The organism is Siphonobacter sp., assembly GCF_048595215.1.
Taxonomy (GTDB): domain Bacteria; phylum Bacteroidota; class Bacteroidia; order Cytophagales; family Spirosomataceae; genus Siphonobacter.
On sequence record NZ_JBMDWJ010000345.1, the window covers coordinates 1 to 12,231 of the forward strand.

Consider the following 12,231-nt stretch of genomic DNA (forward strand, 5'->3'; position numbering starts at 1 on the left):
CAATACCTTGATTCTTCTCGACGGCGTGCCCATTTACGACCCTTCCGGCATCAACAACACCTTTGATCTGAACTTACTCTCCGTGGGCGAAATCGAACGGATCGAAATTCTCAAAGGAGCCCAGTCTACCCTGTACGGCTCAGATGCTGTGGCGGGGGTCATCAATATTTTCACTCGCAAAGAAGGCGACCGTCCGTTAGGAGCTTCGGCTACGGTACAGGGCGGGAGTTATGGTACATTTCGGGGTACGGTGGGCCTGAACGGTTCCTCCAAAACCGGATATTTCAACGCCCAGTACACGCGGTTACGCTCCGATGGATTTTCGGCGGCACACGATGCCAAAGGCGATCAAAACTTCGATAAAGATGGTTTCTGGCAGGATAACGCCCTGTTCAACGGCGGAATCCAACTGGGATCGAAGTTGCTCTGGAAAGTACGTGGTATGTATTCCTGGTATCGAAATGAACTTGACGGGGGAGCCTTTAAGGATAGTACTCACTACGATTACACCAATACCATGAAAATGGCCGGTACGGGTTTTGAGTATACGCACAAACTCGGCAAGCTGACGGCCAATTATGCGTTTACGACCTTTGATCGGAAATCTGAACTGGATCGGTCGAGTTTTGAGGGGAATACCCATTTCGCCGAACTCTACCATTCCTGGAATATACGACCCTGGTTTGATCTCATCACGGGGGCCGATCTTCGTTCACAAAATACCTATCAGGCTAATCCATACGGCCCACCTATTCAAAAAGATACGGCTCATACGCAATTGATTAGTGCCTACATAACGGCTTTGTTACGTAGTCGGACTAATCTGGCTCTGGAATTAGGAGGCCGGTACAATCATCATTCCTTGTACGGAAGCAATGTTACGTATTCAGTCAACCCTTCGTATCTGTTCAAGGATCGATACAAAGCCTTTGTGAACCTCTCCAGTGGCTTCCGAACGCCTACGCTGTATCAGTTATACTCGCCCTATGGTAACAAAAACCTGAAACCGGAAACGAGTCGTTCGCTAGAGCTGGGGGTACAATGGTTTAGTAAAGACAAAAAGTCCAATGTGCGGGTGCTGTATTTTGACCGCTTGATTAAACAAGTGATCGATTTCCAGTCGCTCAATCGTCCTCCGTATGGTCGGTACGTGAATTACAACCAGCAAAAAGATCATGGGTTTGAACTCGAAGGTTCTTACCTGTCAAACGGCTGGTCCCTGACGGCGAATGCTACTTACGTGACCGGGCAGGTCACGCAGCCATTGAACGGACGCGATACGACGTTCAATAATCTATTCCGCCGCCCAAAGATTTTGGTCAATGCGACGCTGGGTTATCAGATTACACCGAAAGTATTTGCTTCCGCTACGGTACGCTCCTTGGGTAAACGTTCGGATCGATTCTACAACGGTGAAACCTTTCAAACGGAGCTCGTCGAGCTGAAACCCTATACCACTCTGGACGTCTACGCCGACTACCAGATCAATACTTTCCTACGCGTCTACGGCGATGTCCGTAATCTGTTGGATGAGCAGTATTTTGATAGCTACGGATACAATACCCGGGGCCGAAACTTTACGGCTGGCGTGCGATTCCAGTTTTAATACAAGAAATACGTAAGCTGAAGGGCCTGGCCCGGGGTGCAACCCCGGGCCAATCAACTTGAACCCGTTGAGGTTTTTAGTACTGCTCAACAGCATGCGTTTGGGTGAAAGCTCTAGCGAATGTATCTACTTCAAACAGACCTTAAACCACGTATCAAACCATTCAAACCTTAAACCAAAACACCCCCGATGACTTTAGAAGAAACGCTTCGTCGAAAGATTGATTTAAAAACCAAACCGCTGGGAGCCCTGGGTCAACTCGAAACGCTGGCCCTACGGATCGGTTTAATTCAGCAAACGGAGACTCCTGCGTTGAACAATCCGACGATCCTGGTATTTGCCGCTGACCACGGAATTGCGGCGGAAGGCGTGAGTGCGTATCCAGCGGAGGTGACGTATCAGATGGTCCTTAACTTTTTGGGGGGTGGAGCGGCTATCAACGTGTTTTGCCGGGAGAATGGTCTGGATTTACGTGTGGTAGATGCGGGCGTGAACGCTGATTTTCCGGAGCATTCTTCTTTAATCGCAGCGAAAGCGGGCTACGGAACGGCCAGTTTTCTACACGGTCCTGCCCTGACGGTCAAGCAGCTGGAATTCTGTCTGGCCAAAGGAGCGGAACTGGTACAGGGCTTACAGCAAACGGGCTGCAATGTCGTAGGGTTTGGGGAAATGGGCATTGGCAATACTTCCTCGGCCAGTATGCTCATGAGCGTTTGTACGGGCATCCCGCTGGACCAGTGCGTGGGCAAAGGTACCGGGCTTACAACGGATCAGCTATCCCGTAAACAAAGCGTATTGCAACAGGCTTTGGCTTTGCACGGTTCGCCCACCGACCCCTATAAAATCCTGCAAACCTACGGGGGCTTCGAAATCGCCCAGATGGTGGGAGCAATGCTAACGGCCCGTTCGTTACACATGGTGTTGCTGGTGGATGGCTTTATCTCGACGGCTGCTGTGCTCGTAGCCAGCCGAATGCAACCGGAGGTGTTGGAGAACGTAATCTTCTGCCACCATTCCGCCGAACAGGGGCATGGCTTACTACTGGATTTTCTGAAAGCGGAACCTTTGTTACGGATGAACCTACGGTTGGGCGAGGGTACGGGCTGTGCTCTAGCGTACCCACTGCTGAAAAATGCCGTGGCCTTTCTCAACCAAATGTCTACTTTCGCCAAAGCCGGTGTTTCTTCGCTCGATGACTGAATTACGATTATTCCTAACGGCGGTGGGTTTTTACACCCGCATTCCCATTCCGGGTTGGGTTGGCTACGGGGCCGAACAGCTCAATGCCTCCCGCAAGTACTTCCCCCTGATTGGAGCCATCGTGGGGGGAATCATGCTGGCGGTCTATTTCAGTAGTGAGCTGATTTTTCCGAAGACGATCAGTATTTTGCTGAGTATGATTGCTGGAATCCTAACGACGGGAGCCTTCCACGAAGACGGTTTCGCGGACGTATGCGATGGCTTTGGCGGTGGCTGGACCAAGGAGCAAATCCTGACCATCATGAAAGACAGTCGGGTCGGAACGTATGGGGTAGTCGGGTTGGGGCTGCTGTTGAGTCTGAAATTTCTGATTTTACTGGAAATAGCGGGAGTGTCCTCTCAACTGTTCTGGAGTGGTATTCTGAGTGGACAAATCGTAAGTCGCTTTATCGCTTCAACCATGATTGATACGCACGCGTACGTTCGGGATATCGATACCAGTAAAGTGAAACCCATGGCTTCCGCCCGGCTAAAGACACCAGCGTTGTTCGTAGGATTCTTGTTTTGCCTGGTGTCTTTGCTGACCTTACCCAGTTACTGGCTGGGGCTGGCGGCAGTATTGGCGTTCGGCAGTAAAGTAGTACTAGCCCAGTACTTCAATCGATGGATCGGCGGGTATACGGGCGATTGCCTGGGTGCCATTCAACAGGTGAGTGAAGTGATTTTCTACCTTAGTCTGTACGCGGGATGGAAGTGTTTATAATTCGTCATACCGCCCTCAAGGAGGCCCAGGGGCTTTGTTATGGGCACAGTGAAATGGCTCTGGCCGAAACGTTCGCCGCTGAATCACAGCGAATCGTAGATCGTTGTTCGGAAATCTTTGATGTGGTATTCAGTAGTCCCTTACAGCGTTGTACGCAATTGGCCGGGCAGTTGCCCGCCCGGGAAATACGAACGGATGATCGACTGAAAGAAGTGTATTTCGGGAGCTGGGAAGGAAAAGTCTGGAACGACATTCCCCGAACGGAACTCGATCCCTGGATGGATGATTTCGTTGACGTAGCCCCGCCGGCTGGAGAGAGTTTACGGCAACTGTATACGCGGGTAAACGAGTTCCTGAATGAACTGCGAAACGTACCTCATCAGCGGGTTGCCCTGGTTACGCACGCGGGAGTTGTGCGATGCGTATGGGCGGCTTTGCTGGGTATACCCTTGCAAAACATCTTTAAAATTCAGGTTTCCTACGGCCAGATTCAAGCGTTCGAACTGGGCCCGGAACCCGCCTTTGATCGCTGGCTAAGCTCGGTAGTTAGCTGATTTTTTGTTTATTTGTGAAGTCCCCGTATCCAATGGGGGGCCTCTCAAACCTATGAAATCATTACTTCTGCTTTCGGCAGCCCTGGGGCTAAGCCTGACTGCCTGCCGAAATTCTACGGACCGCCAGACGGCCCAGCAAACCACGGCCTCGCCCGATTCAACCGGTACCGACTGGGCCATGCTTCCCTTCGAAAAAGTGGATAGTCTAAATCCCGTTCTGGTACCCTCGCCTGCATTAACTTTCCGTGACCCCATCTGGAAAAAAGACGTGAAGTGGGAAGAAAAAGACGTATTCAATCCGGCGGCGGTGGTACGGGATGGGAAAGTCTATCTAGTATACCGAGCCGAAGATAAACTGGGCAAATACGCGGGCGTTTCGCGGCTGGGACTGGCGATTAGTACGGATGGCCTGCATTTCGAAAAAGAAGACAAGCCCATTTTCTTTCCCGACAACGATGCCCAGAAAAAATACGAATGGGAGGGTGGTTCCGAAGATCCGCGTATTGTGGAAAGTCCGCAGGGCGATTACGTCATGACCTATACGGCTTACGATGGGAAAACGGCCCGGATGATGCTAGCCACTTCCCCGGACTTACGGAAATGGACGAAACACGGCCCCGTACTCGGCGAAGGCAAACACCTGAAAACCTGGTCAAAATCCGGAGCCATCGTAGCGAAGCAAAAGGGGGATCAGATCGTAGCCGAAAAGATCAACGGAAAGTACTGGATGTATTTTGGCGATACGAATCTGTTTCTGGCCCAATCCGACGACCTGATTCACTGGACACCGCTGGAAGAGGCCGATGGCTCGCTAAAACCGATTGTACGCCCCCGCCCCGGTAAATTCGACGGCCAGCTCGTTGAACCCGGTCCGTACGCGTTACTGACGGAAAAGGGAATTTTACTGATCTACAATTCAGCCCGCCCCATTCCCGATAAAAAAGATGCCTTGGTTTACTCCGCTGGACAAGTGTTGCTCGATAAACAGGAGCCGACGAAGATACTGGCCCGAACCAGTGAACCTTTTTTCATTCCTGAAAAAAACTACGAACTCACGGGGCAGGTCAACAACGTCGTCTTTCTGGAGGGTCTGGTTCCCTTTAAAAACAAGTGGTTTTTGTACTACGGAACGGCAGACTCCAAAATTGCCGTGGCCGTTCACGAAAACTAACCTAAAGACTCAGGTACGCCTGCAGGCCCCCTTCCAGGTTATGGATACGGCTGAAACCCTGTTTGGCGAGTACGCGGGTCGCTACGGCACTTTGCATTCCTGATCCACAGATAACGACGATTTCTTCATTTTTCCAGCTGTCGGGAATATCGTGTACCCGCAGCAGTAATTCATCAAGTGGAATATGCAGCCCGCCGATGGAAAAGCTTTCCCATTCGTAGGGGGTTCGGATGTCCAGGATCCGAAGCGCTTCGCCCGCATCCAGACGACGTTTTAATTCAAAGGCAGAAATAGCTTCCATAGCTGTAAAAGTAAAAACGCTCAGGGGGTATAGCCCTGAGCGTTTTGATTATGCTTACTTCGATTCGATTTCGTTGTACGCCAGAATGCCTCCCAGGACGTTGCGAACGTTCGTAAAGCCTTGGCTTTCTAAAAACTGCTGAGCTCGGGCAGAACGGGCACCCGAACGACAGTGAATGATGACTTCTTCATTCTTCATCGGTTCCAGTTCGTCGATTCGGTCGGGCAGATCGCCCAGCGGAATCAGCGTACCACCCAGGTTTTGCTCTTCGTACTCGTCGGGATTGCGAACATCAATCAGGTTTATTTTTTCACCTTTGTCGAGGCGTTCCTTCAGTTCCTGCACAGAAATATCCATGTGTCGTAGCGTTTGGTAAACGGTTAAAAAAGCAAATCGTTAGGGGTTACTAAGCGGGCCTTTTCTGCTGAACGTTCAGCGAGTAGCCGTTAGTGTCCCCCTTAGTTAAGGCAAAGCAAGCAAAATGTTCGCACAACTTACTTTTCAACGACCAGTTTTTTCACCAGGGTTTGCTTCCCATTCGACAGTCGCAGCAGGTACAGCCCTCGGCTGAGACTTGATAAATCGGCTGCGGGTTCCGGCAGGTCGGATTTCGACCAGAGCGTGCGTCCCGACAGATCCAGTACTTCCAGCGAACGAAAACTGTCGAGATTCCAGCGAATACGCCCGGCACTCGGATTGGGATGAATCTTTAGATCGTTTTCCCGGATTTCCTCTACACCCGTAACTACTTCGCTTGCTTGTCCACCCATAACCGGACGAATCATCAGAGCTCCTTGTAGATTGGTATTCTGAGCCCATTCATTACCCAGATTGTAATAAATCTGATTGGAAAATTTTGTACTGTTTTTATCTAATCCAATGGCTAGTTGATCTTCCGAAAGTTGCTGGTACGCTACCCAGAAGGTATCGCCTACGGCTACCGGATTCTGTAGTTTAAACTCCGCAAATCCTCGCGGGTTTTCCGGATACTTGATGACGAACGACTGCCGCGTGAGTGTCAGTCCAGGCCGGTTGTTCTGATTGGCCAAAATGTAAAGGGCTACCGTCTGATTCTGAAGTTCTGTTCGATACCGTACCATTTGTACACGAATGGCCGAAACGACGTCAGCTTTTCGGGTAACAAATCGAACCGCTACCAGGCCATACTGCTGGTTGATGCCAGCCGCATATTCCGCCGAACCATCATCGTAGGCAAAGTAATCCGACAATTCGGTAATGGAGGAAAGAGTGTCATTCCGCCGCAAATCCACGCCTGGGATACTCGGGTTCTGGTCGTCTGTGGTGAGAATATCAAACGTGGTCCGAACGAGGGCTCGTTTACCCGCAAAGGCGGGCAGGGGCGAAGGAACCACTCGTTTTTCCTGCGAACGGAGCTGGGGAATGTTCTCGGAAATATTTTGCGTAAAATTCTGAATCGACTGCCCCGTTGTGAGTTCCTGAATCCGAAAACGTAAGGTCGTAAAGTTGTTGTTATTGAAGAGATTGGTAATATCCGTGCTAATCGTATCCGCCGTTTCTGCCGTCGGATTGACTAAGTAATGAGCCAGCGGCATGGCCCGGTAGTGCTTCAGGTACGAACTGATGGAGCGGCGGATGGACACATCCTTGATGTACTGATCGCGAACCGAACGTCCCTTGTTGAGATACACATAGTCAATGTGCCAGGAATCAAACTGTCCCGATCTTCGCCCAAAAGCCTGAAAGCGGAACTGAAAACCCGCGTGCAGGTACAGAGCCGCCCGTACGGCAATCCGGGCCTGAGCGTACTCGGTCATCGCCTGTCCGCCTCGTTGGACCCATACCGTTTGCCAGAGGTTGCCATTGGTGAGAAACTGTACCCGTAAGGAATCATTCGAATCGGGCTGATCGCCTAACCCTCGGGGAAGCCAGAAAAAACTCAGGTACACCGAGTCGCGGGGCGAAAGCCCCGAGAGGTTAATGGGCTGCGAGGTGAGCGAATCCGTTTCTCCCTGGGCGTACTGATTGCTGAAATCATAGGGCGTACCATCGCGGCGAAGGCCATCAAACGAAACGATATTCAGCGAAGGATGATTATTGGTGAGGGTATTGTTAACCACCGTACCACCGCCGGGCATCCACAGGGAAGGGTCAGGTACGCCCGTTCGTGTAATGGAAAAGTCATCAAAAAAAGGGAGCGATACGGCAGCGGTACGAGCTCCGGAATACTGTGTAGGGGTCGGGGCTGTCGTAATGGGAAACTCTCGAAATTGGGCCTGTACTCCAAAACCTAAGGAACACAGAAGAAGCATAAAAAGTAATCGCATACAGATACCGGACCAATGAGCCATTGATCGTTGATTGGTTGGGTAGGATATTCAGAAAAGCAAACGAAGCGAAACCTGTTTTATGGTTCCGCTTCGGTATTAATTACGTTCGGGTTCGGTGGGGCCTTCACCCGTGTCCGTATCGGGTTTTCCGGCGATCCACAAGTCAATAATTTCACCCACGTTGATCTTAGTACCAATGCCGGGAGCGGGCCGTTGTTCGACCACCGTACCGGGAGCCGCTCCGGGAACCTGCTTGTAGAGGATGGTACCCATGCGAAGGTCCGAGCCCTTAATGATGATTTCGGCTTCTTCCAGGGAAACGCCAATCAGGTTAGGTACGTCGAGTTCGGTATTGCCAATCCCGTTACCCACCACCAGTTCGATTTTGGAACCTTTGGGAACCTGCGTACCCGGTTCAATCTTCTTGCCCTGGTACCATTGTTCCAGTACGGCATTTTCGGCGATATCGGGAATGTAGCGAATGTTGCCTTCCTGCAAGCCCACACTGCGTAAGAGCGATAGAGCACTGCGAAGGCCCATGTTCGTGGATACCAGATCTGGCATCCGAATCATAGGGGCCGTCGCCATGGTGACGGTAAGATAAATATTCCGACCTTCCTTCACCAGTGAATTAGGAAAAGGATACTGAGATAGCACCGTAAAAGGCGGTACGCCAGGTACAAAGGTGCAGTCCGAGACAATGTAGTCGAGTTTCCGTTCGCTCAGCGTCGCTTTTACATCTTCCAGGTTCGCTTTTCGTAAATCAGGGACCGTAATACTTTGTCCGTGGTTAGTCGACCAAGGCAGATAAACGAAGAAAAAACTAAGAAATAAAGAAAGAATGATACCGACGACCAGCATCAGGTGAATGATCAGGTCTTTTCGGGAACGGGTATTCAGATAAATGGCCATAGTTGGGTAATAGAGTGCGAAGCCGTGCAGGAGCTACGTACCTAACGAAAATTTCTGCGTCAATTGGGATACAAGTTTACAGAAAATACAGGATTTGCGTGAGTTTACACCGAGGCTTTTCCGCAGTTGCGACGGAATTTATCTTGAAAACTCCGGTGGACCTTTTTATTTTGTTCGTATTAAATCCCTAATAAACCGAAGTAGATTCTCATGAAAGTACGCCCCGCAGTCGTCCTGGTTGAAAATGACCATGTTTTACTGACTCGCTATGAATACGGTGATCAAACTGTTTTTCAGTTACCCGGAGGAAATCCCGATCCCGGCGAAACCCTGCCCGAAACGCTCATGCGGGAACTTCGGGAAGAGCTAGGCATTGAGATTGAGGTACAGGGATTGCTGGTGATGGGGGAGGTGCTACTCCCTCAGCTCAAACAAGGCGTCTTGCACTGCGTATTTCTGGGTACCTTGGTGGGAGGAATTCCCCGAATCAATCCGGCTGAAACGACGGCTCTGGAAGTCGTATGGCGACCGCTGCCAAGCATTGCTGGACTAAATCTGTATCCAAACGTAGGTGTTGAGTTATTGGAACTGGTGACGGGCGTACGAAGCTCCCCGTACATCGGCAAAATTCGCCAGGAATGGTTTGGCTAAAGGCTTTGGGGATTTATTTCCCAAAGCCCAAAAGCAACGGTCTGATTTAAATTAGTAAGGCTTTCGGGCAGACTATGGCTTCGTTCGCATTTTTCTAAAACGAATATACGTCTCATGGCACATCATTTTTTTAAATGAAGCTTAGTATAAATAGGGGCATACAAAGCCCACTCATTTTAAACGCTAAAAGCCATGATGATCCTACCCATAGTTATCGTAATGCTCCTGGTAATGGGGAGCATGTTCTTAGGTATCCGGGAAAACTTTACGGGTTCCAACCAGGACGACAAAACCGGTTTTGAAGGAAACGTTCGGACGATCCGTACCCTATACAAAGCATCTCCGCACGAGCTCGCCCGTTAATGCAAAAGATGAGCTAACATATCCGATGAGTGAAGAATCGTATCAAAAGGAAAAAGCCCATCAGAAATTAATCTGATGGGCTTTTTCCTTTTGATACGGAAAATGGTTGTATCATATTCAATGAAATTACTGAAGAGTAATTTCATTGGAAGTAAAAGTACTTTTAAATGATATGATTTACTTGGTTGAAATGATTAATGTGCTTCTGGAAAGTACCAACATTTTCGACCTAGCATAAATTAAATTTCGGGAGGTATGAAATTATTATCTTTTGAACATAACTAACTCATAACCTAAACTATGGCAAACGCAAATCAAAATCAGAGAAGATTAAAGACACAAGACGAACTCAAAATTGATCTTGAACGTCAACTTCGGTTTTTAAAAAACTCATGCAAATTATTTGATGATGGTGAGTTAGATGAATCAATAAGAATGTCTACTGCTATCCGTATTCTAGTCTATGATACTGGTAAAAGTACTTCCCTACTAAAACAACTTGGTGTCAAAAACCAACTTAAATTTATTGATACTGCCGAGGAATTTGAAGAGAGTTCTTGGTATCCTATGGGATTCACTGGACTAACATATACTGATTCGTATATAAGTGCTCAGGGAATTGAAGTTTTTGGATTTAAAGCTCGTTTGGATTTCGAGGGTACGTCTACAACCGCATCCTTTGATGACTGGTGGGCAAGCAACGTTGTTATACAAGATTCACATAAAAGTACATTTACTCGGGCAGCACTCGTAACTACCGTAGCAAACCAAGATGGAGGAGCACACATTGATCCAAGTATAGATGAAAATTACGCGAAACTATCTAGAGATCATTCAATAGGATGGCAAGTTTCAGTTAATGGCGTTTTTATTAAAATACCAGACTTAGTACTTCATAGCATCCGCCAAATCGCCTTTGAAATTATAACGACTCTCGAAACGCAAATTTTAAATTAAGGTAGTTAGTGCATCTAGACAGCATCATAGTGGTACGTCATTATTGATTTTACTGCGAAATACAATTTGAAATTATCTGTATGAAGCGACTGAAGCGGAATATCCTTAAAAATTTAGGGCATTACTGAACTGAGGGGACGTATGTCAAAGGCAAAAGAAGCAAATTTCTGAAGTATAAATAAGAAAAAACCCAGCTAGTTATAGCTGGGTTTCGTTGACCGACAAGGATTCAGAAACCTAATCTTAACTTATTAAAAGTGACCGACTTAGCTACGTAAGCTAATGGGGTACTACCTGCTTTACTACCTAAAACGAAGCAAAAAAAAATTTCCATGAAAATGGAAGCAAAGCGGTCCGTAGATAATACCCTCAGATTTTCCCAGTAATACTTTTATTTGCTGGTCCTTCTCTTTGATTTGATCTTTTAAGAATTCATTTTCAGCTTTCCACTTATCATTTTCAGCTTTCCACTCTTTAAAGATCTGTTCGAATCTTTCCGCAATATCCTGCCCGAAAGTCCCTGAGTCCTTAGAATTCTTTGGAGCAGGAGCTACATCATCGATACTGCCTTCTCCTGTCGCAAGCCACTTTAAACTAATTCCCAAGGAATCGCTAAGTTTCATAAGCGTATCGAATTTCGGCTTACTGGTCTTTCTGTTTAGTATTAAAGTAATAGCCGATCCGCTTACTTCTGCATGATTGCCAATCTGGCCATTAGATAGCCCGAATTTCCTTTTCACAAACTCCAGTCTTTCAGGTAGTTGTGAAATGTCGATTGAATATTTCATAACTATAGGCAAATTATTATTGATGAGTACTTGACAAGTATTTAGTAAGTCACTTATATTTGACTCATAGTTCAGTGTAAATATGGTAGTTTTTCAGTGTTAATTCAAAGTTCACAGATGATAAACGGCAAATTTTCACTGGTTTTAATACCACTCCACCGGATGAACCAATCGTACATGGGTTAGAAGTATCCTCCATTTCAAGAGCATTTGGTCCGAATCCAGTGCCTTAGACGCTAAAGAACATGACACCAGAATTTCAAAAAACAATTGACTTATATCAGAGCGATGTAATAGACAAAACGGGCAAATCAGAACTGTTGCAAGAATTCCAAAAAGCAACGGGTAAATCGAAAGCTCAGTTTGATCAGATTGTGAGAAAGAAGAATCGTTTTCCTACACCAACAGAAGAAAACTGGTTAAATAAGCATGTGCGTCTATACTACGATCGATACCTGGCTCACAAAAAAGGGGTGAACGTTGATGCCAATGGCCAATTGAGCCTTGAGATACCACAATCAGCTTAATTATTTATGTACAGCTGGATCGACTATATCGTCAACTTAAACGGCAATCTGCAAGATAGATTTCGTTTGATATACCACAAAGAAGAACCGCGTTTGGATGGAGTTTCCAAACTTTCGGAGAGTACGGTA

Annotated in this window: 14 protein-coding genes; 9 read left to right on the forward strand and 5 right to left on the reverse strand. The window is 47.8% G+C overall.

Features of this window, described 5'->3' with window-relative positions; translation table 11 throughout:
• The 5 genes from ACOJTG_RS21405 to ACOJTG_RS21425 all read left to right on the forward strand — a co-directional run.
• The coding region (locus tag ACOJTG_RS21405; RefSeq protein WP_420155677.1) for a TonB-dependent receptor plug domain-containing protein at window positions 1-1,606 on the forward strand (1,606 nt) is incomplete at its 5' end.
• Between the two features lie 189 nt (window positions 1,607-1,795).
• On the forward strand, window positions 1,796-2,806 hold the full coding sequence (gene cobT, locus ACOJTG_RS21410; RefSeq protein WP_420155678.1) for a nicotinate-nucleotide--dimethylbenzimidazole phosphoribosyltransferase: 1,011 nt from the start codon (window positions 1,796-1,798) through the stop codon (window positions 2,804-2,806).
• On the forward strand, window positions 2,799-3,569 hold the full coding sequence (locus tag ACOJTG_RS21415) for an adenosylcobinamide-GDP ribazoletransferase (RefSeq protein WP_420155679.1): 771 nt from the start codon (window positions 2,799-2,801) through the stop codon (window positions 3,567-3,569). Before cobT ends, ACOJTG_RS21415 begins: the two co-directional genes overlap by 8 nt.
• On the forward strand, window positions 3,560-4,123 hold the full coding sequence (gene cobC, locus ACOJTG_RS21420; RefSeq protein ID WP_420155680.1) for an alpha-ribazole phosphatase: 564 nt from the start codon (window positions 3,560-3,562) through the stop codon (window positions 4,121-4,123). The genes ACOJTG_RS21415 and cobC overlap by 10 nt, the downstream gene beginning before the upstream one ends.
• 52 nt (window positions 4,124-4,175) lie before the next feature.
• The gene (locus ACOJTG_RS21425; RefSeq protein ID WP_420155681.1) at window positions 4,176-5,294 is read left to right on the forward strand and encodes a glycoside hydrolase family 130 protein; all 1,119 of its coding nucleotides are present in this window, start codon (window positions 4,176-4,178) and stop codon (window positions 5,292-5,294) included.
• Window position 5,295: 1 nt separating this feature from the next.
• On the opposite strand, the gene ACOJTG_RS21430 is transcribed toward ACOJTG_RS21425, so the two are convergent.
• The 4 genes from ACOJTG_RS21430 to ACOJTG_RS21445 form a co-directional block, all read right to left on the reverse strand.
• On the reverse strand, window positions 5,296-5,595 hold the full coding sequence (locus ACOJTG_RS21430; protein ID WP_420155682.1) for a rhodanese-like domain-containing protein: 300 nt from the start codon (window positions 5,593-5,595) through the stop codon (window positions 5,296-5,298).
• A 54-nt stretch (window positions 5,596-5,649) separates the two neighbouring features.
• Window positions 5,650-5,952, reverse strand: a complete 303-nt coding sequence (locus ACOJTG_RS21435) for a rhodanese-like domain-containing protein (RefSeq protein WP_094809514.1) — start codon at window positions 5,950-5,952, stop codon at window positions 5,650-5,652.
• Window positions 5,953-6,089: 137 nt separating this feature from the next.
• A complete protein-coding gene (locus ACOJTG_RS21440; protein WP_420155683.1) occupies window positions 6,090-7,901 on the reverse strand; it encodes a T9SS type A sorting domain-containing protein in 1,812 nt (603 codons plus the stop codon).
• A 99-nt stretch (window positions 7,902-8,000) separates the two neighbouring features.
• On the reverse strand, window positions 8,001-8,816 hold the full coding sequence (locus ACOJTG_RS21445) for a PASTA domain-containing protein (RefSeq protein ID WP_094809518.1): 816 nt from the start codon (window positions 8,814-8,816) through the stop codon (window positions 8,001-8,003).
• A gap of 210 nt (window positions 8,817-9,026) precedes the next feature.
• Here ACOJTG_RS21445 and ACOJTG_RS21450 point away from each other — a divergent pair, with 210 nt between their 5' ends.
• The 3 genes from ACOJTG_RS21450 (at window position 9,027) to ACOJTG_RS21460 (ending at window position 10,787) form a co-directional block, all read left to right on the forward strand.
• Complete coding sequence (locus tag ACOJTG_RS21450; protein ID WP_094809520.1) at window positions 9,027-9,467, forward strand: NUDIX hydrolase; 441 nt, start codon at window positions 9,027-9,029, stop codon at window positions 9,465-9,467.
• 192 nt (window positions 9,468-9,659) lie between these two features.
• A complete protein-coding gene (locus tag ACOJTG_RS21455; protein WP_420155684.1) occupies window positions 9,660-9,830 on the forward strand; it encodes a hypothetical protein in 171 nt (56 codons plus the stop codon).
• 300 nt (window positions 9,831-10,130) lie between these two features.
• Window positions 10,131-10,787 carry a hypothetical protein gene (locus ACOJTG_RS21460; protein ID WP_420155685.1) on the forward strand — a complete coding sequence of 219 codons (657 nt, stop codon included), beginning with the start codon at window positions 10,131-10,133 and terminating at the stop codon, window positions 10,785-10,787.
• Window positions 10,788-11,089: 302 nt separating this feature from the next.
• Here the strand turns inward: ACOJTG_RS21460 and ACOJTG_RS21465 are convergent, their stop codons facing one another.
• Window positions 11,090-11,575, reverse strand: coding sequence for a helix-turn-helix domain-containing protein (locus ACOJTG_RS21465; protein WP_420155686.1), 486 nt, complete (start codon window positions 11,573-11,575; stop codon window positions 11,090-11,092).
• Between the two features lie 245 nt (window positions 11,576-11,820).
• Here ACOJTG_RS21465 and ACOJTG_RS21470 point away from each other — a divergent pair, with 245 nt between their 5' ends.
• Window positions 11,821-12,102, forward strand: coding sequence for a hypothetical protein (locus ACOJTG_RS21470; RefSeq protein WP_420155687.1), 282 nt, complete (start codon window positions 11,821-11,823; stop codon window positions 12,100-12,102).
• Window positions 12,103-12,231: the final 129 nt, after the last annotated feature.

What these genes read in the sequence shown, in the direction of transcription:
- cobT (WP_420155678.1), top strand. Translation starts at nt 1,796, where the DNA reads ATGACTTTAGAAGAAACGCTTCGTCGAAAGATTGATTTAAAAACCAAA.
- ACOJTG_RS21415 (WP_420155679.1), top strand. Translation starts at nt 2,799, where the DNA reads ATGACTGAATTACGATTATTCCTAACGGCGGTGGGTTTTTACACCCGC.
- ACOJTG_RS21425 (WP_420155681.1), top strand. Translation starts at nt 4,176, where the DNA reads ATGAAATCATTACTTCTGCTTTCGGCAGCCCTGGGGCTAAGCCTGACT.
- ACOJTG_RS21430 (WP_420155682.1), bottom strand. Translation starts at nt 5,595, where the DNA reads ATGGAAGCTATTTCTGCCTTTGAATTAAAACGTCGTCTGGATGCGGGC.
- ACOJTG_RS21435 (WP_094809514.1), bottom strand. Translation starts at nt 5,952, where the DNA reads ATGGATATTTCTGTGCAGGAACTGAAGGAACGCCTCGACAAAGGTGAA.
- ACOJTG_RS21440 (WP_420155683.1), bottom strand. Translation starts at nt 7,901, where the DNA reads ATGCGATTACTTTTTATGCTTCTTCTGTGTTCCTTAGGTTTTGGAGTA.
- ACOJTG_RS21445 (WP_094809518.1), bottom strand. Translation starts at nt 8,816, where the DNA reads ATGGCCATTTATCTGAATACCCGTTCCCGAAAAGACCTGATCATTCAC.
- ACOJTG_RS21450 (WP_094809520.1), top strand. Translation starts at nt 9,027, where the DNA reads ATGAAAGTACGCCCCGCAGTCGTCCTGGTTGAAAATGACCATGTTTTA.
- ACOJTG_RS21455 (WP_420155684.1), top strand. Translation starts at nt 9,660, where the DNA reads ATGATGATCCTACCCATAGTTATCGTAATGCTCCTGGTAATGGGGAGC.
- ACOJTG_RS21460 (WP_420155685.1), top strand. Translation starts at nt 10,131, where the DNA reads ATGGCAAACGCAAATCAAAATCAGAGAAGATTAAAGACACAAGACGAA.
- ACOJTG_RS21465 (WP_420155686.1), bottom strand. Translation starts at nt 11,575, where the DNA reads ATGAAATATTCAATCGACATTTCACAACTACCTGAAAGACTGGAGTTT.
- ACOJTG_RS21470 (WP_420155687.1), top strand. Translation starts at nt 11,821, where the DNA reads ATGACACCAGAATTTCAAAAAACAATTGACTTATATCAGAGCGATGTA.